Raw genomic sequence first — 24,998 nt, forward strand, 5'->3', positions numbered from 1 at the left:
CGGCATGACTATACGTATAGCCGCAGGTTTATGCAATGGGGGTCGAGCTGCCTGCCCGTGCCGGGTGTGACCGAGTTCTTGAGGTGGCCCGTGAGCGGTCGAGCCGGCCCGCAGGTGAGCCGGGGCCCCGGCGGACCTGCCCGGCTTTCGGAACCAGGCCGATACGCCCCCGCACCCCCGCGTACCCTCTTCCCCGTGCCTGCCCCGTCCCCGCATCACGTCGCCGTCCTCGTGCTCGAGGGTGCGAAGCCTCTCGATGTCGGTATTCCCGCGCAGGTGTTCACGACCCGCGCGAGCATGCCGTACGAGGTGCGGGTGTGCGGCGCGGAATCCGGTCTCGTGACCGGCGGCGACGGCCTGTCGTACTACGTCGCCCACGGCCTCCACGCACTTGAGTGGGCCGACATCGTCTTCGTCCCCGGCTACCGGTTCCCGGACCGCGACGACCCGCCGCAGGCCGTCGTCGACGCGCTGATCGGCGCCCACGACCGGGGCGCGCGGCTCGCCGCCATCTCGACGGGCGCCTTCGCGCTCGCCGCCACGGGCCTGCTCGACGGCAAGCGCGCCACGACGCACTGGCATTACACGCGGGCACTCGCGGCGAAGCATCCGCTCGTCCAGGTCGACGAGAACGTTCTGTTCGTCGACGAGGGCAGCGTGCTGACGTCGGCCGGCGCCGCCTCGGGCATCGACCTGTGCCTGCACATTCTGCGCGGCGACCTCGGGGTGGCCGCGTCGAACCACGCGGCCAGGCGCTTGGTGGCGGCCCCCTACCGCAGCGGCGGTCAGGCGCAGTACGTACCGCGCAGCGTGCCCGAGCCGCTCGGCGAGCGGTTCGCCGCCACCCGGGAGTGGGCGCTGCACCGGCTCGGCGAGGCCCTCACCCTTGAAGCGCTCGCCCGGCACGCGGCGGTGTCGCCGCGCACGTTCTCGCGGCGCTTCGTCGAGGACACGGGATACACGCCGATGCAGTGGGTCATGCGCGCCCGCATCGACGTGGCCCGCGAACTGCTCGAGCGTTCGCAGCGGAGCGTCGAGCAGATCGCCGCCGACGTCGGTCTCGGCACCGGTGCGAATCTGCGGCTGCACTTCCATCGCATCCTCGGCACCACGCCGAGCGAGTACCGGCGCACCTTCGCCCAGGGGCAGTAGCCCGCCACCACCACATGGCGCGATCCTTTCGGACCGTGGCGATCACGCCGCTGTCACCGGCGGACGCCGCACGCGAACCTGGTGGCGAACCCGAAGGGACAGCACTCATGACTCGCATCGCCATCAACGGATTCGGCCGCATCGGACGCAATGTGCTGCGCGCGCTGCTCGAACGCGACAGCGACCTGGAGGTCGTCGCCGTCAACGACCTCACGGAGCCCGCCACCCTCGCGCGGCTGCTCGCCTACGACACGACGGCGGGCCGGCTCGGCCGCCCGGTGAATGCCGACGGGGACGCCCTCGTCGTCGACGGCCGTCGCATCACCGTGCTCGCCGAGCGTGAACCGGCGCGGCTGCCATGGGCCGAGCTCGGCGTCGACATCGTGCTCGAGGCGACCGGCCGCTTCACGTCGGCCACGGCCGCCCGCGCCCACATCGACGCGGGCGCGAAAAGGGTACTCATCAGCGCGCCGGCGGACGGCGCCGATGTCACACTCGCGTTCGGTGTCAACAGCGACGCGTACGACCCGGCGGTGCACACGATCGTCTCGAACGCCTCGTGCACGACCAACGCCCTCGCGCCGCTGGCCGCGGTACTCGACGACCTCGCCGGCATCGAGCACGGCTTCATGACGACGGTGCACGCCTACACACAGGAGCAGAACCTGCAGGACGGTCCGCACCGCGACGCCCGCCGTGCCCGCTCCGCCGCTGTCAACATCGTGCCGACCACGACCGGCGCCGCCAAGGCGATCGGCCTCGTGCTGCCGAACCTCGACGGCAAGCTGTCGGGCGACTCGATCCGCGTACCGGTTCCGGTGGGATCGATCGTCGAACTCAACACGGCCGTCGCCCGCGACGTGACGCGTGAGGACGTGCTGGCGGCGTACCGCGCCGCGGCGGAGGGGCCACTCGCCGGCATCCTCGAGTACTCGGACGACCCGCTCGTGTCGTCCGACATCACGGGCAATCCGGCCTCGTCGATCTTCGACTCGGCCCTCACCCGCGTCGACGGCCGCCACGTCAAGGTGGTCGCCTGGTACGACAACGAGTGGGGCTTCTCGAACCGCGTGATCGACACGCTCGAACTCCTCGCCACCGGCTGACCGGAAACCGGGGCGGCCCTGCTTCGGAGGCCTCGCCGCCCAGCACCTCCTGTGAGCGCACTGGTCGGCCGGCCGGGCCGACCAGTGCGCTCGGCCACCCCCGGTCCTGCGCTTGCTCCGGCCGGCCCGCCCCAGGCTGTCGGTACGGTGGGTTCGAGCGTTCCGGCTTGCCGGGGCCGGCGCCGGTGCAGCCGCTCTGTGCCGGACATTGGTCCGCCCCACGCTGAGCGTTGTACTTGTCCGGAGGTGCCAGGCAGGGCGCTCAGTCACGTCAGGGTGACCCGCATCCCGCCCTTGGCCAGGACATCGAGCACGTCGGCGAACAGGTCGTACGGCCGACCGCCCGGCGTCAGGACGCGGGACAGGTGGGAGCGCGCGATCGCAGCGTCCCGCCAGAGCAGGGTCGCGGAAGAGGTGTAGCCGAAGGTGCCGCGCAGGCAGTCGGCGAGGGCATCCAGGCAGCCGCCGAAGTAGCCGCCCGGTCCGTTCGCCGCCTCGCCGAGCGCCAGGTAGAGGCCCGGTTCGTCGGTGATCCGCCGGCCGTCGAGTTCGTAGGCGTGGGCAGCCGGCCGGTCCCGATGCATACGGCGGCAGGCCCGGTCCCGGACGAGGTCGAGCCAGACTTCGCGATGCCGCGTATCGAGTCCACCCCAGGCGCCAGGAGTGTCCGGCGGCCCGGCGAGCCATTGATCCCAGACGGATTGAGCGTAGGGCGGAACGGGTGTGAAGGAGTCTCCGTCCAGCTCCAGGTCGATCAGGTCCGTCCCACAGGAGGACGGCCCCCAGTCGCGGACGGTGGCCCATAGCAACCGCTCGGTGAGCGGCTCGCCCCGGACGTCCCGTATCTCCAGCGCGGCCTGTTCCAGGTCCAGCGCCCGCCGGGTGCCCGTCCTCAGTGCCGTTCGCAGTCGATCACCCTGGGCCAGCCCTCGCAGGACAAGTGGGGGCGCCGCTCTCTCCGTCGGCAGGACGCGGGCGAATTCCCGGCAGGAGCCCAGCCACCGGCTTCCGTCATGGACGCGGACGGGGCCCCGACACCCCTCGGGCGGGCCTTCGTAGTCGTCCCGGCCGGTGAGTACGAGGCTGTCCGAGCCGGGAAGCAGCCCGAGGCTCTCCGTGTCCTCCAGCAGCCAGGGTTCGAGGGCTCCGTCATCCGGTACCAGCCACACCCTGCTGCCCACCTGGCCCCGCACGTCGTCACCTTCCGGGACCCAGCCGAGCAGTTCGTACGTCCCGCGCCGGGGCTCACTGAACAGCCCGTCCACTCCCTCGCACACACCCCAGACGTGGCCATGGTGGGTGTCCGTGAGCGCGTACCTCTCGCGCCCTCTATGGTCTCTTCCTCCGCGCATCGGAGGAATCATGCCCGCACCGGGACTTGCCGGCGAAGTCCATTTCCCGCAATGGGCCGAGGTGACTCAAGGCCGTGCACTCCAACGGGCGTGGTGACCCGAGCCGGCGGGGATGAGCGATGGGCGTGCAGGCCGGACAGTTACAGGTGGAGGACGAGGCCCGACAACACGGCAAGCGGCAGCGACGGGTTGGCCGCCGCCGCTTCCACCACCTGCCGGTCGGCGTCGGTGAGCAGGTCCACGACGACCGGCGGCGGGAGGGCCGGACGGCCGGCGGCTATGGGTCTCGCCTGCCTGTCCGCCAGGCAGGCGAGCAACGCTCGGGCTGGTGCGTTCCGGTGCCGGGCAATCTCGCGGAATGCCTTCTGCGCCGGCGGTTCGTGCCGGGTCAGGTACTCCAGCAGCGCCGGACTCGCGTCCGGGTCGGCCGCCACCTTGGCCAGGACCCGGACTCCGTGGCGGTCGACCATGGCCCACAACTGAGCTTCGGTGAGGCCCGGGTGCGGAGCAACGGATTTGGTTACTTTCGCGTCGGGGTCGTCGGCCAGCGCGTCGCGGATCTCCGGTGGCAGGTCACGTCGTTGACCCACGAGCATGCGCACGGCCGGGTTCGGTGACTGGGCCAGCTGCCGAACCTCACCAGGCGACGCGACAGCGATCCTTGGCAGCAGAATGGCGCCGATCCTGGTGTCGTCGGCCAGGTGGACGAGTACGTCGAGCGGCACCTTCGGGTTGCCCGCGAGCCTGCGCCGTACGTCGTGGCCACGGTCGTCGGCCAGGGTGCGCATCAGGGCGGCGTCGATCGCGGGGTTCCCGGCGAGGTCGGCCCGGACACCGGGAACAGGGTCTGCGGCCAGCCGTCGGTACACCTCCGCGGGCAGACCGGGGCGCGCGGCAAGCGTCCAGCGCAGCAGCGTCGAAGGATGGTCCACGAAGCCGACCACCGCTTCGGTGGGTGTCCCCGGATTCCGCAACGCGGCCTCCCGGATCTCATGCATCGTGGACTCGTGGGACCCGTCGCAGGAAGCGCCCGGCGGCAGCACGCAGCGGGCTGCGGGCACTGCGGATCGTGCACGAAGGGCGGCGCTGCACGGTCACAGACCAGACATCGACGCGCCGGAGGTAGCCCCTCACCGATGAGCGCTGCGAGTACGTCCGGAGGCGTCGCCTCGTTGACGGCCACCGCACGGCGGACCTCAGTGTGCGGATGGCCGGCAAGCCTGGTGGCCATGGCGGGCGTGGTCCACAACGCCAGCTCCGTGACGACGCGGATATCCGGGTCCGCGGCGAGCGTCTCCCTCACATCCGCCGGAAGGCCGGGGCAGGCGGCCAGTTTCTCCCGGTGCTCCAGGACCGGATCGGCTGCGAAGCTGCGCGCCCATTCCGGAGTACCGGCTCGCTCGTCGAGCAGGGCGAGGGCGACGTGCGGCTGTGTCACCGGATCGACGTCGGCGGCGGCCAACAGGCCCGCCTACGCAAGCCGCACACCGCTCGCCGGAACCCGTGCGGCCAACGCGACCGCCTGCTCATGACTCAGGTCCTCCCGAGCGGCGAGACCCACGGCGATGTCGTCGTCCGCGACCGCGATCAGTCGGTCGACCAGCTCGGCCGGCAGGACCGGATTGGCGGCGAGCCCGCACAGAACATGATCCACGAAGGTCATCCTGCATCTGTTCCTGACACCGTGCCAGGGGCAGAGATCAACAGACCGCAGAAGCAAGCCCTATCGGGCCGCGAAACCGACGAACGCCGACCAGGCCGCGCGGTGGACCGAGACACCGGGACGGCGTATGTCCTTGGAGTCGCGTACCTGCATTCCGTGCGGGCAGGACGCCACCTCGACGCACTCACCGCCTTCCTCACTGCTGTAGCTGCTCTTGACCCACAGAAGCCCGGACGTGTGCTCCCGTACCCCGGCTTTCATAGCTCCCCCAGCAGTTCCTCGATGTGGCTGAGCGACGCCCGGGGCGTGAGCGCCTGTGCCCGCAGAATGCCGTACTTGACCTCAAGACCCTTCACGAGCCGCCGCTCAGTGTGCACATGGCTGACATTCTGAACCTCGACGTAAGCGATCCTGCGCCCTTCGGCCGTCTCGATCAAGATGGAGGGACCGGCCATTCCAGCATTCTCCTCGCTACCCGGAGGCATGACCTGGATCTCGACCGTCGGCTTCCGCCCTGCCAGCAGAATCCGTTCCAACTGGCCACGCAACACGCCCCGGCCGCCGATCGGCCTTCGCAGCACGGACTCGTCGATGACGAAGCTCATCATCGGTTGAGGGCTCCGGCCATAGACCTCTTGACGCGCCAGGCGTGCCACGACTCGTCGGGCAATGGCATCCTCGTCGAGCGGCGGACGCATCATGCCGAACACCGCCTGCGCGTACTCCTCCGTCTGCAGCAGCCCCGGCACCGCCTGATTCGCGTACACGTACAGTTCGACCGCTTCCGCCTCCAGCCGTGCCGCGTCCCGGAAGAACGCCGGATACTGCGCTCGCGCGACCTCTTCCTTCATCTCCTGGAGGACGCCGCCCGCGTCCAGGAGTTCGTCCGCCCGGTCGATGAACTTCGGCGGCGGGATCCTGCGGCCCTGTTCGTACGCGGCGATCGTCGAGGGCGAGTAACCCGTCGTCGAAGCGTAATCGGGCCGTTCCAGGCCCGCCCGGATCCGGAACCGCTTCAGCTGCCGCCCGAAGACACGCAGGATGCCGGAGTCCGCCCCCGCATCCTGCTCGCCCTCTTCCGCACCGGGCTCTTCGGCAGCCCGTCCCATCAGTTCGCTCATGTGCATCACCGCCTCTCCCGTCAACGCGGCTCCGCGTCGAAGCGACACGCTCCGCCCCGCCCACACGCACCGACAGGCGCCGTACAGCGCCCAGGCGTGTGCACGCCGTTCGCCCCGCCGCACGAGCGCTCTTCCTCACCTCACTTGATAGGCAAGTCGATACTTGCCTATCGTGTCGGTCATGGCGGAGGACGTCTTCAAGGCGCTGGCCGACCCGACCCGTCGGCGCATCCTCGATGAGCTGGCGGAACGTGACGGCCAGACGCTGTTCGAGATATGCACGCGACTGGTGACCAAGCACGGCCTGGGGCTGTCCCGCCAGGCCATCAGCCAGCACCTGGCCGTACTGGAATCCGCAGGACTGGTCCATGCACGGCGCCAGGGCCGGTACAAATTCCACGATCTGAACACCGAGCCCCTCGAGCACATCGCGGCCCGGTGGCTCAAGCCCGACAGACCGGAGAGCACACCATGAGGATCCATCTGACCAGCGCCTTCGTCGACGACCAGGAAAAGGCCCTGCGCTTCTACACCGAGGTGCTGGGCTTCGTGAAGAAGCACGACCTCCCGCTGGGCGAGGACCGGTGGCTGACCGTCGTCTCGGCGGAGAATCCCGACGGGACCGAACTGCTGCTCGAGCCCTCCCGTCACCCCGTCGTGGCGGCGTACAAGTCGGGGCTGGCCGAGGACGGCATCCCGGCCCTCTCCTTCGCCGTGGACGACGTACACGCGGAGTTCGACCGGCTGCGCGGACTCGGGGTGCGGTTCACCCAGGAGCCGCTGGAGATGGGCCCGGTCACCACTGCGGTCCTGGACGACACCTGCGGCAACCTGATCCAGATCGTGCACAGCGGGTAAGGACCCGGCGGGGGCCGGCGGTGCGCCCTCCCCTCACCGCCCCGGATCCATCCCTCAGGCCGCGCCCTCCCACGCGCGCCGCAGGAAGGCCGAGGCGTCCGTCAGTTCCGGGAGGCTGATGCCGTGACCCTGGCCCGGGTAGCGGCGTTCCTCGAGGCGGGCGCCGGAGTTCTCGTGGAGCCAGGTGCCCGTCCTGGTGACGAGGTCGGCGGGGATGACCCGGTCGGCGACGTCCCGGCCCCAGAAGACCGGCACCCCGGTCAGGCGGCCCTGCTCCTCGGGCAGACCCGCGTCCCACGGCAGGGTGCCGGACAGGAGGACGGCGGCGGCGAACCGCTCCGGACGGGCGAGCAACAGGCCGCCCGCCATGGCCATGCCGCCGGAGAAGCCGAGGAGCGAGACCGACGTGTGGCCGGCGGCCTCGGTGTCGAGCCAGTCGAAGAGCCAGTCGGCCGTGGCCGCGAGGGAGTCGGACAGCGGGCGCCCGACGCCCCGGTTGGCGAACCACGCGTATCCGCCGCCCTCGGCCAGCGGTGCGCGCACGAAGGCCACCGTGGCGTCCTGCGGCAGATGTGGCGCGAGCTGCGCGAACGACACCTCGTCCGCTCCCCGCCCGTGCAGGGCGACGACCAGCGGCGTGCCGGGCCTGCGGTCGGGTTCGGTGGACCAGGTGACCGTGGGGGCGGCGGTGTACGGCATGACTACGGCACTCCTCGGGCGGTGCGGGACAGACAGAAGCAGGTGAAAGGGCGGACAAAGGTGCGGGCGGACGCGCACTTCGGCTCGGGGCCGGACACGGCCGAGCGTACTCCTACTGCTTGAAAGTTGAAGCAAAGGCGATTGTGGTTTAGCTTGAAGGTTCAAGTTTGCCGGATCGGGCCGTCGCTCAGTGACGCGCGGCACCCCCACCGTCTTCGCCGTCCCCTTTCGAGGAGTCCCCCCATGGCCAGTTCCACCACCCTGTCCCGCCCCGCGACCGCCTCCGGGCAGGACGCCCCCGCCGTCCCCGCCCGCGCCTATGACGTCGGACTGCTGGTGCTGCGTCTCGCGCTCGGTCTGACGATGGCCGCGCACGGCGCGCAGAAGCTGTTCGGCTGGTTCGGTGGGGGCGGGGTCGAGGGCACCGGGATGTTCTTCGCGTCCCTCGGTTACCCCTCGCCCGAGGCGTTCGCCGTCGTGGCCGGGCTCACCGAGACCCTCGGCGGACTCGGCCTCGCGTTCGGCCTGCTCACCCCGCTCGCCGCCGCGGCCGTCGCCGGCACGATGGTCAACGCGATCGCCGTGAAGTGGGGCGGCGGTTTCTTCGCCCCTGAGGGCGTGGAGTACGAGCTCGTCCTCACCCTGGCCGCGGTGGCGCTCGCCCTGACCGGCCCCGGCCGGATCGCCGTGGACCGGCTGCTGCCCCGACTGCGCTCGCACCGCCTCGAGTACGGCATCGCCGCGGTCGTGCTCGGCGCCGTGGTGGCCGGCGTCACCCTGCTGCTGCGCCACTGAGGCACTGAGGTGCGGCAGGCGGTTTCCCGGCCGGTGCCGGGTGCGGGCCGTCGTCCTGGACGGCCCGCACCCGGCACCGCCGGTCCGCTACCGCCGCTTGATCCTCAGGAACGTCACCGAGTTCTCCGGGAACGTGTACGTGAATCCGCCGGACACCCCCCGGAGCGTGGACGTCACCGGGGTCACCGGTGTGTCCGTCTCGGTGTTCACCGCGTCCGCGTCGGCGGCCAGGGTGGTGACCCGGGCGGTGGAGGCGGTCCGCACGCCGCCGAGGTCGATGGCCGTACGGGCCTCGGCCGGCTGGGCGTTGACGACCTTGACGATCAGGTCACCGGTGCGGTCGTCCTCGGTGACGACCTGACGGAACGGCTCGGCCGGTTTGTCGTCGGTGAAGCTGCCCCACTCCTGTCCGTCGAGGGAGAGGGTGACCTGGCGGCCGCGCACCTTGACGTCGATGTCGTAGGCGCGGCCCGTCTCGATCGATCCGGCCTTGGAGAGCAGCGTCGACTTGCCGCCGTCCACGGCCTGTTCGACCGCGGACCGGGTGTTGTTCCAGCCGCCCAGGTTCCACCAGTAGTAGTTTCCGGTGTCCTTGACCCCGAAGGCGACGAGAAAGCCTTCCTTGCCGGACTTCTTGGTCGCCCTCACGTGCAGGTCGTAGTCCTGCCAGGCCGGGTCGCCCGCCGTGACCAGAGTGTTCTCGGCGGCCTCGTCGGTCTGGACGTACTGCCCGTCCTGGACGCTCCAGCTGCCGCCGCCGCTGTGCGTCCACTGTGAGGCGTCGCCGGAGAAGTCGTCGTCGAGCAGGGGCGCGCCGTCGGCGGCGGTCACCCGCACGTCGTCGTACGCGGCGCTGGTGGCCCAGGTCGACAGGCCGACCGCGCCGCTGATGGGGCCGCTGACGTCCGGTGTGCCGCTCGCCTCCGACGGGACCACGCGGTCACCGGTGTTGGTCATGAAGAGCTTCTGTACCTCGTAGTTGGCCGAGCCCCAGGAGGCGTGGTTGTTGAACCAGATCATGTCGGGCGACCACTGGACGTAGTCCTCGTTGGCCAGCAGCGGTGCGTACGAGGCGAGTTCGACGATGTCCGCGTTGCGTTCCAGGCCGGTCATGAACGCGGCCTCGGCCAGGCCGTTCTTCCAGGCGTTGCCCTGCGAGGCGTACTCGCCGAGGAAGACCTTCGGGCCGCCGCGGTCGTAGGAGTCGTAGCGGTCGTTGTTCTGCAGGAACCACTGCGGGCTGTTGTAGTAGTGCTCGTCGACCATGTCGACGTCGCCGTCGCGGTTGAGCTGCCAGAGGGCGTCGAAGGTCGTACCGGTGTCGTCCGGGCCGGAGTTGGAGACGACGGTGATGTCCGGGTACTCGGCCTCGATCGCCGCGCGGAACCGCTCGAAGCGGGTGAAGAACTCCCTGGGCAGGTTCTCCTCGTTGCCGACCCCGACATGGGTCAGGCCGAAGGGCTTGCGGTGGCCCATCTCCGCGCGCACCTTGCCCCAGGTCGAGTTCGCCGGGCCGTTGGCGAACTCGATCAGGTCGAGGGTGTCCTGGATGTGCCGCTTCAGCAGTTCCTCGTCGTCAGTGGCCCTGTTCTGGCCGCATCCGGTGACCAGGGCGGGCACGACGGGCAGCGGCATCGCGCCGACGTCCTCGGCCAAGCGGAAGTACTCGTAGTAGCCGAGTCCGTAACTCTGGTTGTATCCCCAGAAGTTGGCGTTGGTGGCGCGCTCCTCGACCGGCCCGACGGTGTCCTTCCACTGGTAGGCGCGTTTGCGCTGCCAGCCGGAGTCCTCGCTGTAGTCCTCCATGGAGCCGGTGTTGACCAGGCAGCCGCCGGGGAAGCGGACGAAGCCGGGCTTCAGGGCGGCGATCTTCTCGGCGAGGTCCTTGCGCAGACCGTTCGGCTGCCCCTTGTAGGTGTCGCGCGGGAACAGGGACACCATGTCGAGGGCCGCGGTACCGGAGGAGGCGACGGCGAGGCGGCCGCGGTTGCTGGTCCGGGTGGCGGTGAAGGTGGCCTCGTACCGGGCCCAGTCGCCCCTGACGGCCACCCGGCGGGTGTTCGCGAGGGTGCCGGCGGCGTCCTTGAGCGTGGCGGTGAGGGTACTGCCGCTCTCCGCGCGGGCCCAGACCGAGAAGTCGTACCGCTTGCCCTGCTCCACCCGGATGCCGGTGTTGTAGCCCGCGTTCGTGACGGACGAACCGGCATCCAGGGAGAGGTAGTTGCGGTTGCGTTCGTTCAGCCGGCCGGAGTCGTCCCGCACCTCGGCCGTGCCACCGGCCGTCCAGGAGGTCAGGGGTGTGTAGGAGCCGTTGTCTGCGGTGGAGTACTCGAAGGACCGGTTCTGCACCAGCTCGGCGTACAGCCCGCCGTCGGCGGCCCGGTTGATGTCCTCGAAGAAGACGCCGTACATCCTGTCACCGATCGCGGCTCCCTCGGCACGCGGGTCGACGGTGATCGTGTAGTCGGTGACGTCCTCGGCGTGGGCGGGGGCCGGCAGCAGGGCGGCGGCGGTCAGTAACGCGGTGGCGGTGAGGCCCGTTCTGAGGCGGGTGCGGCTGCGTGGACGGGTGCGGGCTGTGCGTGACATGGATACTCCGCGGCTCTCGGTGGGAGGGGAGGAGCTTCGCCTGACGTGACGCTCTCGATTGCGTTCGACATATCGATCATCGGTCAGCACTTCGAACGGCAAGATAGGGAGGAGGCGGGAGCACGTCAATGGTGCGTGCGCGCCGGAGACGACGGGAGCGGGGCGGGATGGGCGGGTTCTGGCCGGTACCGGACGCACTGACCTACCTGAGGGGGAGCTGGCGGGTGACCCGGTCCGTGCGGGACCTCGCCAGTGGCGACCTGGGACGGTTCGAGGGCACCACGCTTTTCGGCCCGCTGGAGGGCGGCGGGCTGCTGCACCAGGAATCCGGCACTTTCACCTGGCGGGACGTCCCCCGGCCCGCCGAACGCACTCTGCGTTTCCTGCCCGGCCCCGGGGGCGCGGTGGACGTGCGGTTCGCGGACGGCCGGCCGTTCCACGACCTGGATCTCTCGACGGGCCGGTACGTCGCCGACCACCCCTGTTCCGCGGACCTGTACCGGGGCGAGTTCACCGTCCGCGACGAGGACCGCTGGCGGACGGTCTGGCGGGTGCGCGGCCCGGCCAAGGACCTGGAGCTCGACACCGGCTACGTCCGCGTGAAGTGACGGCCCTCTCCACCTGGGCGGCGAACGGCTATATCCGCGTCGTCCGGGTGGAGACCCCTTCGATGCGCAGGCTCCAGCGGCCGGCCCGTCCGGTGACGCTCACCCGTGACAGCGAGCGGACGTCGATGTTCCAGTAGGTCGCGGGCGGCGCCTTCAGCGCGTACACCAGTGCGGCACGGATCACGGACGGTTCGGCGACCGCGACGATCCGGCAGTCGTCCTCCGTCGGACGGGTGTCGAGCCAGTTGCCGACGCGGGTGATGAAGTCGAGGAGCGACTCCCCGCCGTGCGGGGTCGCGCGCGGATCGGCGAGCCAGGCGTCCACGGCTTCCGGCTCCCGGGCCATCGCCTCGCCCAGGGTCAGCCCGCGCCAGCGGCCCATGCCGCAGTCGCGCAGGGCGAGCTGGACCAGCGGGGTGTAGCCGAGCCCGTCACCGGTGGCACGGCTGCGCGGATTCGGTGAGCAGTAGCGCAGATCGGCGGCGGCGAGCGGCAGCAGCTCACGGGCTACCCGCTGCACATCGCTCCACCCGGCGTGATCCAGTGGCCGGTCGTCCTCGAAACGCTCGGTCAGCCGCGAGAGGCTCCCCGCCGCGGCAACGAACGTGACCCGAAGTGCCATGCCGCGATGGTCAGTCCCTGAAGTGTGCAAATCAAGGGGTACGGCCATGGTGTTACCCGGAGTCCATCAGGTCGTCGGACGGGAGCCGGGACCTGCCGGACAAACCTGCCGGAAGCGCCGCCCCTTCATCCCGTCCGCCCCAGCGCCTCGTCCCAGGCGGTACGCAGTCGCCGTACCCCCTCCGTGATCTCGCCGGTGCCCGCGACCGCCGCGAAGCTCAGCCGCAGGTGGGCGGCCGGGGGTTCGGCGCTGAAGTAGGGGCGGCCGGGAGCGACGGCGACACCGGCGCGCAGGGCCGCCGCGGTCAGGGCGGACTCTCCCCCGGGGCCGAAGGCCCGGGAGGTGCCCCCGGTCCCGTCGGGCAGGCGCAGCCACAGGTGGTAACCGCCGGCCGGGATGTGCGGCAGGGCGAACTCGGGCAGCCGGAGCCGGAGCGCGGCGGTCATCGTGTCGCGGCGGGCCCTCAGCTCGGCGGAGACCGCCCGCAGGTGGCGCGGCCAGGCGGGCGAGCCGACGAGTTCCAGGGCGGCCTCCTGGAGGGGCCGGGGGACGAAGAAGGTGTCGACGATCTGGATGGCGCGCAGCCGCTCCAGCACCGGGCCGTGTGCGACGAGGGCGCTCACCCTGAAGCTCGGCGAGGTCGCCTTGGTGAGCGAGCAGACGTGGACGACGACACCGTCGGGGTCGTCGGCGGCCAGCGGGCGGGGCAGAGGGCCCGCGTCCTCGTGGACCAGGCGCCGGACGAAGTCGTCCTCGACGACGAACGCGCCCGCCTCGCGTGCGATGCGCAGCACCTCGCCGCGCCGTTCGGGGGCGAGGACGGCGCCGGTGGGGTTCTGGAACAGGGGCTGGCAGACGAGGACCCTGGCGCCGGTGGCCCGGAAGGCGTCGGCGAGCAGCTCCGGCCGTACTCCGTCCGCGTCCACCGGCACGGGCACCGGGCGCAGCCCGGCGGCGCGGGCGACGGCCAGCATGCCGGGGTAGGTGGGCGACTCCACGAGGACGGGGGCGCCGGGCGGGGCGAGCGCGCGCAGGGCGGTGGTCAGCGCGGACTGGCCGCCCGCGGTGATCAGCACCCCCGCCGCGGTGACCGCGCCCCCGACACTGCGTGCGAACCACTCGCGCAGCTCCACCAGTCCTTCCACGGGCGGCCTCCCCCAGGCTCCCGGCCGGCGCCCGGCCCGGGACAGTGCGGCCGCCATCGCGCGCTCCGGCTGCAGCGAGGGGTGCAGATAGCCGCCGTTGAACTCGATCACGCCGGGTGCCGGGGCCGCGAGCGAGGCCAGGACGCCGGAAGCGTCGACCGAGCGCGGCACGAGGCCGGCGGTGCTCCCGGCGCTGAGCGCGACCTCCTGCCAGGAGGTGTCACCGGCCGCGGGGGCCGGGGGCGCGGACCGGGCGGCACGGAACGCGCCGGCACCGGGCCGGGTCACCACCAGCCCCTCGGCGGCGAGCTGGGCCAGCGCCCGCGAGACGGTCACGGGGCTCACCCGGAACCGCTCCACGAGCGCCCGGCTCGACGGGAGCTTTCCACCCGGCGAGTAGCGGTCCAGCTCCCGCCGCAGTCGATCCGCCAGTTCGGTGACGCTGCTACGCTCATGCATGAGAGCAGAGAGTAGCGCTACCGTGGCGGACCCGATAGCGGTTCCCACTCGCCGGGACCGCGTCGGCTTCGGCACCCTGCAGGCCGCCCTCGGCGTCATCGCCTTCTCGCTCACCTTCCCGGCCACCGCCTGGGGGCTGGAGGGGTTCGGCCCCTGGTCCCTGGTGGCCGTGCGTTGCGTGCTGGCGGGGCTGATCGCGGGTGGCTGCCTGCTCGCGGCGGGGGCGCGGGCGAGGACCCTGGAGGCGGGGGCAGGGGCCCTGAAGGCGGGGGCGGAAGCCCCGGAAGCGGGAGCGGGGACCCCGGAGGCAGGAGCGGCAGGTGTCCCGGTGCGCTCCCGGAAGGGCCCGGCGCGGTGGCGCGGTGTGCCGCTGCCCGCCCGCCGGCACTGGCCGGGGCTCGCGGTGGTCGCCGCCGGGGTCGTCCTCGGGTTCCCGCTGCTGACCACGCTGGCCCTGCAGACGTCGACCACCGCGCACGCGGCCGTCGTGGTCGGCCTGCTCCCGCTCACCACCGCGCTGTTCTCCGCCCTGCGCGTCGGCTCCCGTCCTTCGCGCACCTTCTGGGCGGCGGCCCTCGCGGGTGCCGCCGCGGTGGCGGTCTTCACGGTGCGGCAGAGCGGCGGCGCGCTGACCGCGGCCGATCTGTACCTCTTCGCGGCGCTGGTGGTGTGCGCGGCCGGGTACACGGAGGGCGGCAGGTTGGCCCGGGTGATGCCGGGTTGGCAGGTGATCGGCTGGGCGCTGGTGCTGTGCCTGCCGCTCGCCGTGCCGGCCGCCGTCCTCGCGCTGGCCGTCGAGCCGGTACGGCTGACCGCGCACAGCGTGGCCGGAGTGCTGTGGGTGGCGGCGGGCTCCCAGTTCCTGGGGCTGGTCGTCTGGTACCGGGGCATGGCGGTGATCGGCATCCCCCGGGCCAGTCAGCTCCAGCTCGCCCAGCCGCTGCTCACCCTGGTGTGGTCGGTGCTTCTCCTGGGCGAGCATCCGAGCGCGGCGGCACCGCTGACGGCGGCGGCGGTCCTGGTGTGCATCGCCGTCACCCAGCGAGCACGCGGCTGAGGCACCCCACCGCGGGCACCGGGCCCGAAGTGCCGGGCCACCCGGCGGACGCCCTGCCGGGCGGCCCGTCCCGCCGTAGACTCGGAGCCACGGACCGCTGCTCCCGCACATGGTGAGGAGATCCCTATGCGCGCAACCGAGGGCGACCAGCTTGTCCAGCACGGCAGGGTGGTCGGTCAGCACGACAAGGTGGCCGAGATCGTCGAGGTGCTGGGCCGGAAGGGCGATCCGCCCTACCGTGTCCGCTTCGAGGACGGGCACGAGGCCGTGTGCTCGCCCGGCCCCGACTCCGAGATCCGGCACAGGAACCGCTAGACCGGAGAACGGCCCTTCACCTCCTGGGCTCCCCCGGCTCGTCAGGCACCCCCGGCTCGTCAGGCCGGGGGTGCCTCTATGTCCTTCGTCGAGTCCGCGCTGCCGGTTTTGAGGGCTTTCATTCCAGTCACGCGGCGAGAGTGACGGAACGCCCGGACGAGGTGATGTACGCACTGCCGGACGCGGTCCGCCGAACCGGGGGCGGCCCTCCCTCGCAGGAGGCGGGGCCGCCCCCGGTCAGGCCGCGGCGGGGTGATCCGTGGCCGGGGCGCTGTGGGCCGTGGCCCGGAGGTTGTCCTGGAGTGCCGCTACCTTGGCGGTGGCGTAGGCGTGGGCGTCCGAGCCGAGCAGCAGCCGCAGCGGGCCCTTGCCCTCCCGTACCCGGCCGATGATCGCGGCGGCGCCCCGCACGGGGTCGCCGGACTGGCTGCCCTGGAGCTTCAGGTGATCGGCGGTCATCTCGCGGATGGCCGGGTAGGCGTCCGTCGTCTCGGCCGGCAGTGCCAGCGAGTCCCGGGTGAGGAAGTCCGTACGGAAGTAGCCGGGCTCGACGAGGGTGACCTCGACCCCGAACTCGGCCATCTCGGCCTCCAGGGCCTCGCTCAGTCCTTCCAGCGCGAACTTCCCCGCGCAGTACAGCGCCCAGCCCGGCAGCGCCGTCAGGCCGAGGATCGACGACACGTTCACCACGTGGCCGCCGCGCTGCTCCCGCAGGATGGGCAGGGTGACGCGCAGGACGTTCCACACGCCGGTGACCTGGACGTCCAGCATGGCGCGGACCTCCCGGTCGCCGGTTTCCTCGACCGCGGCGAGGAAACCGTATCCCGCGTTGTTCACCACGGTGTCCAGGCCGCCGAACCGCTCGGTCGTCCCGTGCACGGCCCGCCGCACCTGTGCCTCGTCCCGCAGGTCCACGGCGAGGGGGAGGAGACGCGAGGTGTCGGTGTCGTCACCGAGTGCCGCGAGGAGCCGTTCCGGCGACCGGGTCGTCGCGGCGACCTGGTCGCCGCGTGCCAGCAGTTGCCGGACCAGTTCGAGTCCCAGACCGCGGGAGGTGCCGGTCACGAACCAGGTCGCGGGTCGTCCGGTGGGAGAAGTCATGATGATCCTCGGGGTGTGGTCGTGTCGGTCGGATCGGCCTCAGGTGGCCCCTGATCGGCCTGACTCCAGCGTGCGCCGCGGTACGTCCCCGCAGGGCGCCATGTCGCGCCCTGCGGGGACGGGGAACGGGGAACCCAGGACGCGCAGGGCCAGTCGGGAACGCCGGACATGGGCGAAACTGTGCGTGTGGCTGAGACCAACCGTGAACTGGCGGACTTCCTGAGACGAGCCCGCAGCCAGGTCGACCCCTCGCGGGCCGGCCTCCCCCCGGACGGGCGTGTCCGCCGGGTGCCGGGGCTGCGCCGCGAGGAGGTGGCGCTCCTGGCCGGGGTGTCGAGCGACTACTACACCCGCCTGGAGCAGGGCCGGCGCATCACACCGTCGTCCGCGGTGATCGAGGCGGTCGGCCGCGCCCTGGAGCTCGACGACGCCGGAAGGGCCCACCTCCGGGACCTGATCGGAGCGGCCGGAACACCGGCCCGCCGGTCTCCCCGCGGCGTGCAGCGGGTCCGTCCCGGCCTCTACCAGCTCCTCGACGCCCTGGACGGCGAGCCCGCGCTCGTCCTGGGCCGCCGTACCGACATCCTGGCCGCCAACCGTATGGCGCGCGCCCTGTTCGCCGACTTCGACCGGCTGCCGCCGCGCGGACGGAACTACGCCCGCTGGATGTTCCTCGACGACACCGCCCGCTCCCTGTTCGTGGACTGGGAGGAACAGGCGCGCACGGTGGTGGAGAGCCTGCGCCTCGAAGTGGGCCGCGACCCCGACGACCGGGCCACCGTCTCCCTCGTCGCCGGACTGCGGGAGCACAGCCGCGAGTTCGACCGGTGGTGGGAGCAGCACCGCGTCCACCGGCGCACCCACGGCTCCAAACGCCTCCGGCATCCGGTGGCCGGCGAACTGACGGTCCGGTACGAGACCCTCACCCTCCCCGGCGATCCCGACACGACCCTGTACATCTACTCCGCGGAGCCCGGCTCGGACGCGAAACGCGGACTGGACCTCCTGGCGAGCTGGTCTCTGACCGACTCCGCCGGCACCCCGGCCCGGGGGGCGACGGACTGACGCGTCGCCCCGGCCCGAAAGGGGCGGTGGGGGCGCGGGCCTGCGCCCCCGGTGGGTCATCGCTCCCTGCTCCGGCCCGCGAGCCGGTCACTTCGCCCGGGCGGGCCGGACCGCGTCGGGACCGGCCGGGAACCGGAGTTGCCCGGTCGTGTCGTGGACGGCCCGCCACACCGTCTCGGCCACGTCCCCGCTCCTGTGTGAACTCGTCCTGCCCGGTGAAGCCCTCCATGGACTTCCTCGCGAACTCCGCGTACGGCGCCGGCACCGGATCCCTGAGCGACCCGCCGCTGGTGGCCCTGGACGCGAAGGAGGGCCCGCCGGGCCGCGCCCTCCCGCCCGGAGGCTCGTCGTGACCCGTCCCAGCGCCGGCCCCGGGCCCGGGCCCGTGCGAACGCTTCCGCCGCCGCGCTCCGCACCGACGGCCGGGGGAACGGGCGGCAGCCTGACCCCCGTCACTCCGGACGTGACCGACCGCGCCCGGTTCGTGGTGTCGTTCGTCCGGACCGGACCGCTTCGGTCGGGTCGACGTCCTCGTCAGCACCTCAGGTCCGAACACCGCCCCACATATGTGGGCTCGCTCCCGCTCGCTGTGCTGATCGAGGAGCTCGGCAAGCAGGGCACAGGAGCCATCGAGCCCTCTACCGCTGCCGTCCGCCGTCAGGACGTCTTCGCCGGCCGCTGGTAGTGATCGGCGACCACGCGGGCCATCGCGCCGATCCGGTCCACGGCCACCTCCTTCGCGGCGAAGAAGACGTGCCCGCGCGCCTGCGGGTACGACGCCGCGAGCGTGAGGTGCCGGGACAGCTCGGCCGGGTCCTGCCAGGCGGCGGGCTGCGCCGGGTCGCCCGCCTTGTAGAGCGCCTCGCCCACGTACAGCTGTGTCCCGGAGCCCTCCACGACCGCGGACCACCAGGGCAGCAGCTTCGCGTAGTCGGCGGCGGCGAAGCCGATGTTCCAGTAGAGCTGCGGACAGATGTAGTCGATCCAGTTCTCCCGCGCCCACCGGCGGGTGTCCGCGTGCAGGTCGTCGTAGGTCTGCACGCCCGCCCGGGTGTCGGAGCCGAGGGGATCGGTTCCGGCGTTGCGCCAGACCCCGAAAGGGCTGATGCCGAAGCGGGTGCCGGGACGGATCTCCTTGATCCGGGCCGCCGTCTCGCGCACCAGGCGGTCGATGTTGTCCCGCCGCCAGGCCGCCCGGTCGGGGAAGGCTCCGCCGTGGGTGTCGTAGGCGGTGTCGTCGTCGAAGGTCTGGCCCGCCACGGGGTACGGGTAGAAGTAGTCGTCGAAGTGGACCGCGTCCACGGGATAGCGGCGCACCGCGTCGAGCATCGCGTCCTGGACGAAGGCGCGGACCTCGGGCAGGCCGGGGTTGTAGTAGAGCTTCCTGCCGTACGGGACCACCCAGCCGGGGTTCTCCCGGGCCGGGTGCGTGGCGGTGAGCCGGGTGGGGTCGGTGTGCGCGGCGACCCGGTACGGGTTGAACCAGGCGTGCAGTTCCAGGCCGCGGGCGTGGGCTTCGGTGACGGCGGTGCCGAGCGGGTCCCAGCCGGGGTCCACGCCCTGGGTGCCGGTGAGGCAGGCGGACCAGGGTTCGTACGGGGACGGCCACAGGGCGTCGGCCGTGGGCCGTACCTGGAAGATCACGGTGTTGAGCCGGTTGCGGACGGCCGCGTCGAGGTGGGCGGTCAGCTCGGTCCGCTGCGCGGCGGCGCTCAGTCCCGCACGGGAGGGCCAGTCCCGGTTGGCCACCGTCGCCAGCCACACGCCGCGCATCTCGCCGACGGCCGCGCCCCGGCCTCCCGCCCCGGCCGACGGTCCGGACATCGGCCGTCCCGGGGCGGCCGACGCGGTCGTCACCATCGTCACCGCCGACAGCGCCGCCGCCGCGAACGCCCTGCGTGACACTCGTCCCATTTCACATCCATCACAAAAGCCGCGTTCCACCTGGTCGCGGACCGCTCCGCGCCCAAGGATGCCCGACCTCGGCGATCGATCATCGGTACTTCCGGGTAACGTGCACGAACGGAGCAGGCGGCCGGAGCCCGGCGATCCTGCCAGGAGTCGTAGACAGCGCAGGCCAGAAGGACCCGAGCCGCGCCCAGGAAGCGAAAGGGACGATGTGACCGACATCGAACGCGTCGGAGTGGTGGGCTGCGGCCAGATGGGCGCGGGGATCGCCGAGGTGTGCGCCCGCGCAGGACTGGACGTGCGGGTCGCCGAGACCACCGGCGAGGCCCTGGAGATCGGCCGTACCCGGCTGTTCAACTCCCTGACGAAGGCGGCCGAGCGCGGCAAGATCACAGCGGAGGAGTTGGAGGCAACCCAGGCCCGGCTGAGCTTCACCACGGACCTGGGCGAGTTCGCGGACCGCGATCTGGTGATCGAGGCCGTCGTCGAGAACGAGCAGGTCAAGAACGAGATCTTCCAGGTGCTCGACCAGGTGGTGACGCGGCCGGACGCGATCCTGGCCTCCAACACCTCCTCGATCCCGCTGGTGAAGCTGGCGGTCGCCACCTCGCGGCCGGACCACGTCATCGGCATCCACTTCTTCAACCCGGCCCCCGTGCAGAAGCTGGTCGAGCTGATCCCGGCGCTGACCACCTCCGAGGGCACGATCAGCCGGGCGCAGCTCTTCGCCGAGAAGGTGCTGGGCAAGCACGCGATCCACGCCCAGGACCGTTCCGGGTTCGTGGTGAACGCGCTGCTGATCCCGTACCTGCTCTCCGCGATCCGGATGTTCGAGTCGGGCATCGCCAGCCGTGAGGACATCGACAACGGCATGGAGATGGGCTGCGCCCACCCGATGGGCCCGCTGAAGCTGTCCGACCTGATCGGCCTGGACACGGTGGCCTCGGTCGCGTACTCGATGTACGAGGAGTACAAGGAGCCGTTGTACGCCGCTCCCCCGCTGCTGCAGCGGATGGTCGACGCGGGGCGGCTGGGCCGCAAGAGCGGCTCGGGCTTCTACAGCTACGGCTGAGGCGGTCACCCGCGACGGGGGACCGACGGACCGTCGCGTTCACCGACCGTCGCGTTCCGGCCGCGCGCAGGGGCCCGGCACCCCTGAACCGCGAAGGGTGCCGGGCCCGTGGCGTTCACACGCCGTGTGCGCCCCGGGCCCGCATATGCCTCCCGCACACTCTTACTCCGCGTCCACCAGGGGAGTTGACTCGAACTCCGCAGACACGAAGCAAGAAAAACAGCGGAGAGGAGCGGACTTGTGACCGCCGATCCCGAACAGCCCGCCTTCCAGGGCGAGGTCGCGGAGTTACGGCGCCGCCTCGATGTGGCATACGCCCGCGTCGAGGGCGGCCTGGCGCTGCTCAGCCATCGCACCGAGGAGGCGGCCAGGGAGCTGGACGAGCTGAACACCCGGCTCGTCACCCTGGAACACGCCCGCTGGCCGCTCCAGGCGGTCGCGGCCGTCACGGCCGTGGGCGCACTCGTCGTGACGGCCTGGCAGGCGTTCGGCCACTGACGCACACACCCGGGCCGGACGGCCGAAGGCTGCGGCGGAGGGGTCAGGGCATGGCGTCCTGTCCCAGCCTGAGGTGGTGCAACAGGAGTAACGCGGCCGCCATGTTCGCGGCCGGGACCTCGCCACGGGCGACCAGGTCGGGCACCACCTTGAGCGGGACCCACTCCCGGCGGTCCGACTCGAAGTCGTCCACCGGGTGCCCGAGGTACTCGCCCTCGTCGGCCCAGTAGATGTGGTGCCGGGCGTCGGTGAGCCCGTTGGACGGCTCCACGCTCATGAGATGGCGCAGGGGTCCCGGCCGCCAGCCGGTCTCCTCCTCCAGCTCCCTGGCCGCCGCGCGGACGACGTCCTCACCGTCCTCGACGACTCCGGCGGCGAGTTCCCACCCCCAGCTGTCGGTGATGAAGCGGTGGCGCCACAGGAGGAGCACCTCGTTGGCCTCGTTCACCACCGTGGCCACGGCGACGGGCCGCAGCCGGATGAGGAAGTGGTCGAGATGCCGGCCGTCCGGCAGCTCGACATCCGCGAGATTGACACTGAACCAGCGATTCGCATACACGGTGCGCTCGCTCTTGTTCGCCCATTGCATGGTTATGCCACCTTTCGTTCGACAGGTGGCAATATCGCAGCAGCAAGGGGTCCGGCAGCAGGCGCACAGGAGGCCGCCGGCGGCGCAACGGACGGCGCGGCACGGCGCACGGCATACAGCGCACGGCGCGGGCATCCGGGAGGGGGAACGCCCTTCCTCTCCACCTCCGCCGCGTCGCAGCGGCTACAGCGGTACGCGCAGTGCCCCGTCGATGAGTTCGGCCGCCTCGGCGGAACCCTCACAGCCGTTGCGCACCAGATGCCCGCGCACGGCCCGGAGTCTGTCGCGCAGCCGCTGCGACTCCATTCCCCGGGCCTGCTCGGCCATCTGCACGGCGATGGCGACCGCGTTGTCGGCGTTGCCCTGCCGCAGTTCGACGGTGCTCAGCATGGCGAGGCGGTGCACCCGGCCCCGGTCGTGCGCGGGGTTGTCGACGGCGGCGGCCGCGTGCTCACCCGCCGCCGCCAGCTCACCGAGGCTGAGCAGGGCCTCCGCCACCTGTACGTTGACCAGGCCGGGCTGGACATAGCCGGTCTCGTCGGGTTCGTGGCCTCGCCGGATGCGCTCGGCGGCCTGTTCGGCACGCCGGATGCAGGACAGCGCGCCGGAGCCGTCGCCGAGGTGCGCGTACGCCTTGGCCTGCATCGCGTACAGGTCGGAGGCGAGCGCCGGGGTGATGTGCTTGCCGGCGGCGCGGAGCGCGGCCTCCGCGAAGGCGATGGCCTGCCGGTACTCCCGCGTGAACAGCGACTGGTTGACGAGGAGCGCGATCACATACGCGCCGAGTCCCCGGTCCCCGCTGGCCTTTGCCAGCCGGAGCGCCTGGTGGAAGTAGCGCTGGGCGAGGCCGTGGGCGTCGGAGTCGTACGCGCAGATCCCTGCGACGGCCACCAGCCCTCCGGTGGCCCGGTGCAGTTGGCGGCCCACGGCGTCGGTGTAGCCGCCCCGGAGCAGGGGTGCGGCCTCGGCGTTGAGGAAGCCGACGATGCGGTCACGGGTCGCGACGCCGCCGGCCTTGCGGTACATCTGCTCGTAGTGGCTGCGGGCGGCGCGCAGCATGTCCAGGTCGCCGGGGGTGACCCGGTGGCGGCCGCCGCGCGAGACATCGACGTCCTCGGGCGGGTTCTCCCACTCCCAGACGGGCATCACGGCGGGGGTCCCGGTGACCGCGGGTGCGCCCAGTATGTGCGGGCGTCTCTGCTGGTCGGAGCGCCACAGCGCGGTGGCCCGCTCGACGAAGCCGGAGAGCGTGCCGGTGTGCGGGGCGGAGGGTTCGCCGGGGACGCCGAGGCCGATGTCGTCGAGGGTGACCGGGCGGTGCAGCCGGCCCGCCAGCACCTCGCAGATCAGGTCGGGAACCTGGCCCCGGGGTCGCTGCCCCTTCAACCAGCGTGCCACGGCGGTGTGTTCGTATCTGAGGGACAGACCGCGCGCCCGGCCGGCCTGGTTGACGTGCGCGGCCAGGCCCGCGTGCGAGATACCGGCCTCGTCCAGGACCGCGTCGAGCAGAGTGTTGGGCTGCATGAGGCCCCCCGGGGGGATCGGTGCCGACAGAGTAGTGGCTGGGTGTTCACACGGGGTGCGAACGGAGTGCTCGCATCCGCAGGGTGTGCGCACTGTTGCGGAGAGTTGCCGACGGATTGACTGAGGTGCCTCGAAAGAGGCCGGCCGGGCCGCCGGCTCCCCCTCCTACAGTGCGGCGGCCCGCTTCCATGCCGTCCGCCCGGCTGCCTGCCCGACACTCCGTGGCGGGGCGGACGGCATCGCCGGCCCCGGCGATCCCTCCGGGCGCCCGGGTCATGCCGGATGCTGCAGCGGGTTCGCCGGGGAAAGGTCCGTCGTGCCGGACCGCGCGGTGCCCCCCGGCCCCGAAGGGGCGCGGGGGGACGGGCGCTCGTTCCTGAGGATCAGCAGGGCGACGTCGTCCTTGGGCGGGCCATCGGTGTGGTGGACCAGCGCCGTGAGGATCGTCCGCAGGACGGCCTGCGGTGTGGGCGGGTCCTCGCGGGCGGCCGAGGCGAGCACCTCGGGCAGCGGAAAGAAACGGCCGCCGGCGTCCCGTGCGTCCTCGGCGCCGTCCGTGTGCAGGACGAGCGTGTCGCCGGGCAGCAGCGGGGCACAGACGATGACGGGGAGTTCGGCGGGCAGCGGAAACGGGCCGAGCGGCGGGAGCGGGTCCGTGCGGGAGAGCGGTTCGGCCCGTGGACCGCTCAGCAGATGGGGCCAGGGGTGCCCGCAGTTCAGGGCCCGCATCTCCCCGCCGGGGAGGATCTCGAGCAGCAGGACGGTGACGAACTCCTCGGCGGTCCGGAAGGCGTGGCCGGTCCCCGCCGACAGGCGCTCGGCACGTGCCCGCTCCCGCAGGTGCCGGTCCATCGCCCGCTCCAGCCGGCGCAGGACTCCTGCCAGGTCGGGCTCCTCGTGCACGGCCTCGCGGAAGCCGGCGAGAACGGCACTGACGGTGGGGACGGCTCCGAGCCCGTGTCCGCGGACGTCGCCGATGACCGCCCGTACGCCGTACTCGGTGGCGACCACCTCATACAGATCGCCGCCGATCCGGGCGCCCCGGCCGGCGGACAGCTGGACGGCCGCGACGGCCAGCCCGTCGACGCGGGGAGGCGGCCGCAGCATGCGCTGCGCGGTACGGGTGATCGTGCGGCTGCGCCGCACCTCCCGCAGCAGGCTCCGCCCGACGTGCAGGGCCAGTCCGGTACCGAGAGCGCCGAGGACCGTGGGCGGCAGTCCGCAGGCGAGTGCTCGGCGCAGCAGCGGGCAGTGGTCGGGTCGCCAGGGGGCGCTCGGCCCCCGTGAGCTGGTCCTGGACCGCCCTGTGCGGGGCGCCCCACCCTTGAAGCGGATCATGCCGATGGCCCCCCATTTTGGCCCTGCCAGTACAGACCGGCCTCGAGAGGCCGGTCCGATTCTGTCGACCGGATCACCCGATCCGGACGTATCGCCCGGAAATGTCACCCGAACGAGTGAGGTAACCGAAGGGAACGGATGTGCGTGGGGCGCATACGGCCCTGTGGGACGGCTGAACCTTGTCCGGCTTCGCGGAGGCCCCACCCCCCACCACCCACAGCCACAGACCGCGGGTCTTGCTCGCAGTAACCCTGGGGCCCCGCGACCGCCCGGCGGACCTCCGGCATGATCCGCCGGGCGGTCGTGGACCCCTCGAGCGCGCGGGGACCGCGTATCCGGCCACGGCACGAACGAGCCGTGCG

24 protein-coding genes and 1 pseudogene are annotated in these 24,998 nt (G+C 71.9%); 12 read left to right on the top strand and 13 right to left on the bottom strand.

Annotated features, from left to right (window positions below; all coding sequences use genetic code 11):
* The first annotated feature begins 195 nt into the window (after nt 1–195).
* The gene (locus ACFYQA_RS09910) at nt 196–1,152 is read left to right on the top strand and encodes a GlxA family transcriptional regulator (RefSeq protein WP_388914160.1); all 957 of its coding nucleotides are present in this window, start codon (nt 196–198) and stop codon (nt 1,150–1,152) included.
* A 107-nt stretch (nt 1,153–1,259) separates the two neighbouring features.
* Nucleotides 1,260–2,258 carry a type I glyceraldehyde-3-phosphate dehydrogenase gene (gap, locus tag ACFYQA_RS09915; protein WP_388914163.1) on the top strand — a complete coding sequence of 333 codons (999 nt, stop codon included), beginning with the start codon at nt 1,260–1,262 and terminating at the stop codon, nt 2,256–2,258.
* Between the two features lie 266 nt (nt 2,259–2,524).
* On the opposite strand, the gene ACFYQA_RS09920 is transcribed toward gap, so the two are convergent.
* From ACFYQA_RS09920 to ACFYQA_RS09935, 4 genes and pseudogenes are all read right to left on the bottom strand, one after another.
* Nucleotides 2,525–3,610, bottom strand: coding sequence for a barstar family protein (locus tag ACFYQA_RS09920; RefSeq protein ID WP_388914166.1), 1,086 nt, complete (start codon nt 3,608–3,610; stop codon nt 2,525–2,527).
* A 140-nt stretch (nt 3,611–3,750) separates the two neighbouring features.
* Nucleotides 3,751–5,264: pseudogene (locus ACFYQA_RS09925) on the bottom strand (hypothetical protein).
* A gap of 69 nt (nt 5,265–5,333) precedes the next feature.
* On the bottom strand, nt 5,334–5,534 hold the full coding sequence (locus tag ACFYQA_RS09930; RefSeq protein ID WP_388914169.1) for a DUF397 domain-containing protein: 201 nt from the start codon (nt 5,532–5,534) through the stop codon (nt 5,334–5,336).
* On the bottom strand, nt 5,531–6,394 hold the full coding sequence (locus ACFYQA_RS09935; RefSeq protein ID WP_388914171.1) for a helix-turn-helix domain-containing protein: 864 nt from the start codon (nt 6,392–6,394) through the stop codon (nt 5,531–5,533). The genes ACFYQA_RS09930 and ACFYQA_RS09935 overlap by 4 nt, the downstream gene beginning before the upstream one ends.
* Before the next feature lie 181 nt (nt 6,395–6,575).
* On the opposite strand from ACFYQA_RS09935, the gene ACFYQA_RS09940 reads away from it, so the two are divergent.
* Both ACFYQA_RS09940 and ACFYQA_RS09945 read left to right on the top strand, forming a co-directional pair.
* Nucleotides 6,576–6,869 (top strand): metalloregulator ArsR/SmtB family transcription factor, encoded by a 294-nt coding sequence (locus ACFYQA_RS09940; protein ID WP_332426244.1) that lies wholly within the window; start codon nt 6,576–6,578, stop codon nt 6,867–6,869.
* On the top strand, nt 6,866–7,252 hold the full coding sequence (locus tag ACFYQA_RS09945; RefSeq protein WP_388914173.1) for a VOC family protein: 387 nt from the start codon (nt 6,866–6,868) through the stop codon (nt 7,250–7,252). The genes ACFYQA_RS09940 and ACFYQA_RS09945 overlap by 4 nt, the downstream gene beginning before the upstream one ends.
* A gap of 54 nt (nt 7,253–7,306) precedes the next feature.
* On the opposite strand, the gene ACFYQA_RS09950 is transcribed toward ACFYQA_RS09945, so the two are convergent.
* Nucleotides 7,307–7,951 carry an alpha/beta hydrolase gene (locus ACFYQA_RS09950; RefSeq protein WP_388914176.1) on the bottom strand — a complete coding sequence of 215 codons (645 nt, stop codon included), beginning with the start codon at nt 7,949–7,951 and terminating at the stop codon, nt 7,307–7,309.
* Between the two features lie 243 nt (nt 7,952–8,194).
* Here ACFYQA_RS09950 and ACFYQA_RS09955 point away from each other — a divergent pair, with 243 nt between their 5' ends.
* Nucleotides 8,195–8,746 (top strand): DoxX family protein, encoded by a 552-nt coding sequence (locus tag ACFYQA_RS09955; protein WP_388914179.1) that lies wholly within the window; start codon nt 8,195–8,197, stop codon nt 8,744–8,746.
* 87 nt (nt 8,747–8,833) lie between these two features.
* Here ACFYQA_RS09955 and ACFYQA_RS09960 read toward each other — a convergent pair whose 3' ends face one another.
* Complete coding sequence (locus ACFYQA_RS09960) at nt 8,834–11,335, bottom strand: alpha-L-arabinofuranosidase C-terminal domain-containing protein (protein WP_388914182.1); 2,502 nt, start codon at nt 11,333–11,335, stop codon at nt 8,834–8,836.
* Nucleotides 11,336–11,502: 167 nt separating this feature from the next.
* Between ACFYQA_RS09960 and ACFYQA_RS09965 the strand changes: the two genes are divergently transcribed.
* A complete protein-coding gene (locus ACFYQA_RS09965) occupies nt 11,503–11,943 on the top strand; it encodes a DUF6314 family protein (RefSeq protein WP_388914185.1) in 441 nt (146 codons plus the stop codon).
* Nucleotides 11,944–11,971: 28 nt separating this feature from the next.
* On the opposite strand, the gene ACFYQA_RS09970 is transcribed toward ACFYQA_RS09965, so the two are convergent.
* Both ACFYQA_RS09970 and ACFYQA_RS09975 read right to left on the bottom strand, forming a co-directional pair.
* Nucleotides 11,972–12,565 carry a histidine phosphatase family protein gene (locus ACFYQA_RS09970; RefSeq protein ID WP_388914188.1) on the bottom strand — a complete coding sequence of 198 codons (594 nt, stop codon included), beginning with the start codon at nt 12,563–12,565 and terminating at the stop codon, nt 11,972–11,974.
* A 125-nt stretch (nt 12,566–12,690) separates the two neighbouring features.
* Entirely contained in the window at nt 12,691–14,169 is a 1,479-nt protein-coding gene (locus ACFYQA_RS09975) for a PLP-dependent aminotransferase family protein (RefSeq protein WP_388914191.1), read from the bottom strand.
* On the opposite strand from ACFYQA_RS09975, the gene ACFYQA_RS09980 reads away from it, so the two are divergent.
* A complete protein-coding gene (locus ACFYQA_RS09980) occupies nt 14,168–15,226 on the top strand; it encodes a DMT family transporter (protein ID WP_388914194.1) in 1,059 nt (352 codons plus the stop codon). The two genes, ACFYQA_RS09975 and ACFYQA_RS09980, sit on opposite strands and share 2 nt — an antisense overlap.
* A 126-nt stretch (nt 15,227–15,352) precedes the next feature.
* Nucleotides 15,353–15,541: a DUF1918 domain-containing protein gene (locus tag ACFYQA_RS09985; RefSeq protein ID WP_388914197.1), complete on the top strand. Its 189-nt coding sequence runs from the start codon at nt 15,353–15,355 to the stop codon at nt 15,539–15,541.
* A gap of 237 nt (nt 15,542–15,778) precedes the next feature.
* On the opposite strand, the gene ACFYQA_RS09990 is transcribed toward ACFYQA_RS09985, so the two are convergent.
* Entirely contained in the window at nt 15,779–16,642 is an 864-nt protein-coding gene (locus ACFYQA_RS09990; RefSeq protein ID WP_388914200.1) for an SDR family NAD(P)-dependent oxidoreductase, read from the bottom strand.
* A gap of 186 nt (nt 16,643–16,828) precedes the next feature.
* Here ACFYQA_RS09990 and ACFYQA_RS09995 point away from each other — a divergent pair, with 186 nt between their 5' ends.
* Together ACFYQA_RS09995 and ACFYQA_RS10000 are read left to right on the top strand one after the other, a co-directional pair.
* The gene (locus ACFYQA_RS09995) at nt 16,829–17,707 is read left to right on the top strand and encodes a helix-turn-helix transcriptional regulator (RefSeq protein ID WP_388914203.1); all 879 of its coding nucleotides are present in this window, start codon (nt 16,829–16,831) and stop codon (nt 17,705–17,707) included.
* A gap of 227 nt (nt 17,708–17,934) precedes the next feature.
* The gene (locus tag ACFYQA_RS10000; RefSeq protein WP_388914206.1) at nt 17,935–18,060 is read left to right on the top strand and encodes a hypothetical protein; all 126 of its coding nucleotides are present in this window, start codon (nt 17,935–17,937) and stop codon (nt 18,058–18,060) included.
* Between the two features lie 304 nt (nt 18,061–18,364).
* Here the strand turns inward: ACFYQA_RS10000 and ACFYQA_RS10005 are convergent, their stop codons facing one another.
* Nucleotides 18,365–19,621: a glycoside hydrolase family 10 protein gene (locus ACFYQA_RS10005; RefSeq protein WP_388914209.1), complete on the bottom strand. Its 1,257-nt coding sequence runs from the start codon at nt 19,619–19,621 to the stop codon at nt 18,365–18,367.
* Between the two features lie 205 nt (nt 19,622–19,826).
* Between ACFYQA_RS10005 and ACFYQA_RS10010 the strand changes: the two genes are divergently transcribed.
* The gene (locus ACFYQA_RS10010) at nt 19,827–20,687 is read left to right on the top strand and encodes a 3-hydroxybutyryl-CoA dehydrogenase (protein WP_388914212.1); all 861 of its coding nucleotides are present in this window, start codon (nt 19,827–19,829) and stop codon (nt 20,685–20,687) included.
* 240 nt (nt 20,688–20,927) lie between these two features.
* Nucleotides 20,928–21,185: a hypothetical protein gene (locus ACFYQA_RS10015; protein WP_388914215.1), complete on the top strand. Its 258-nt coding sequence runs from the start codon at nt 20,928–20,930 to the stop codon at nt 21,183–21,185.
* A 43-nt stretch (nt 21,186–21,228) separates the two neighbouring features.
* Here the strand turns inward: ACFYQA_RS10015 and ACFYQA_RS10020 are convergent, their stop codons facing one another.
* The 3 genes from ACFYQA_RS10020 to ACFYQA_RS10030 form a co-directional block, all read right to left on the bottom strand.
* A complete protein-coding gene (locus ACFYQA_RS10020; protein WP_388914217.1) occupies nt 21,229–21,774 on the bottom strand; it encodes an NUDIX hydrolase in 546 nt (181 codons plus the stop codon).
* Between the two features lie 183 nt (nt 21,775–21,957).
* Entirely contained in the window at nt 21,958–23,298 is a 1,341-nt protein-coding gene (locus ACFYQA_RS10025) for a transcriptional regulator (RefSeq protein WP_388914220.1), read from the bottom strand.
* 273 nt (nt 23,299–23,571) lie between these two features.
* The gene (locus ACFYQA_RS10030) at nt 23,572–24,636 is read right to left on the bottom strand and encodes a PP2C family protein-serine/threonine phosphatase (protein WP_388914222.1); all 1,065 of its coding nucleotides are present in this window, start codon (nt 24,634–24,636) and stop codon (nt 23,572–23,574) included.
* Nucleotides 24,637–24,998: the final 362 nt, after the last annotated feature.

Origin of the sequence: Streptomyces sp. NPDC005774 (assembly GCF_042871645.1) — a bacterium.
GTDB lineage: Bacteria > Actinomycetota > Actinomycetes > Streptomycetales > Streptomycetaceae > Streptomyces > Streptomyces pratens.

Coding starts and splice junctions, on each gene's coding strand:
- gap (WP_388914163.1), top strand. CDS start 1,260: ATGACTCGCATCGCCATCAACGGATTCGGCCGCATCGGACGCAATGTG.
- ACFYQA_RS09920 (WP_388914166.1), bottom strand. CDS start 3,610: ATGCGCGGAGGAAGAGACCATAGAGGGCGCGAGAGGTACGCGCTCACG.
- ACFYQA_RS09930 (WP_388914169.1), bottom strand. CDS start 5,534: ATGAAAGCCGGGGTACGGGAGCACACGTCCGGGCTTCTGTGGGTCAAG.
- ACFYQA_RS09935 (WP_388914171.1), bottom strand. CDS start 6,394: ATGAGCGAACTGATGGGACGGGCTGCCGAAGAGCCCGGTGCGGAAGAG.
- ACFYQA_RS09940 (WP_332426244.1), top strand. CDS start 6,576: ATGGCGGAGGACGTCTTCAAGGCGCTGGCCGACCCGACCCGTCGGCGC.
- ACFYQA_RS09945 (WP_388914173.1), top strand. CDS start 6,866: ATGAGGATCCATCTGACCAGCGCCTTCGTCGACGACCAGGAAAAGGCC.
- ACFYQA_RS09950 (WP_388914176.1), bottom strand. CDS start 7,951: ATGCCGTACACCGCCGCCCCCACGGTCACCTGGTCCACCGAACCCGAC.
- ACFYQA_RS09955 (WP_388914179.1), top strand. CDS start 8,195: ATGGCCAGTTCCACCACCCTGTCCCGCCCCGCGACCGCCTCCGGGCAG.
- ACFYQA_RS09960 (WP_388914182.1), bottom strand. CDS start 11,335: ATGTCACGCACAGCCCGCACCCGTCCACGCAGCCGCACCCGCCTCAGA.
- ACFYQA_RS09965 (WP_388914185.1), top strand. CDS start 11,503: ATGGGCGGGTTCTGGCCGGTACCGGACGCACTGACCTACCTGAGGGGG.
- ACFYQA_RS09970 (WP_388914188.1), bottom strand. CDS start 12,565: ATGGCACTTCGGGTCACGTTCGTTGCCGCGGCGGGGAGCCTCTCGCGG.
- ACFYQA_RS09980 (WP_388914194.1), top strand. CDS start 14,168: ATGAGAGCAGAGAGTAGCGCTACCGTGGCGGACCCGATAGCGGTTCCC.
- ACFYQA_RS09975 (WP_388914191.1), bottom strand. CDS start 14,169: ATGCATGAGCGTAGCAGCGTCACCGAACTGGCGGATCGACTGCGGCGG.
- ACFYQA_RS09985 (WP_388914197.1), top strand. CDS start 15,353: ATGCGCGCAACCGAGGGCGACCAGCTTGTCCAGCACGGCAGGGTGGTC.
- ACFYQA_RS09990 (WP_388914200.1), bottom strand. CDS start 16,642: ATGACTTCTCCCACCGGACGACCCGCGACCTGGTTCGTGACCGGCACC.
- ACFYQA_RS10000 (WP_388914206.1), top strand. CDS start 17,935: ATGGACTTCCTCGCGAACTCCGCGTACGGCGCCGGCACCGGATCCCTG.
- ACFYQA_RS10005 (WP_388914209.1), bottom strand. CDS start 19,621: ATGGGACGAGTGTCACGCAGGGCGTTCGCGGCGGCGGCGCTGTCGGCG.
- ACFYQA_RS10020 (WP_388914217.1), bottom strand. CDS start 21,774: ATGCAATGGGCGAACAAGAGCGAGCGCACCGTGTATGCGAATCGCTGG.
- ACFYQA_RS10025 (WP_388914220.1), bottom strand. CDS start 23,298: ATGCAGCCCAACACTCTGCTCGACGCGGTCCTGGACGAGGCCGGTATC.
- ACFYQA_RS10030 (WP_388914222.1), bottom strand. CDS start 24,636: ATGATCCGCTTCAAGGGTGGGGCGCCCCGCACAGGGCGGTCCAGGACC.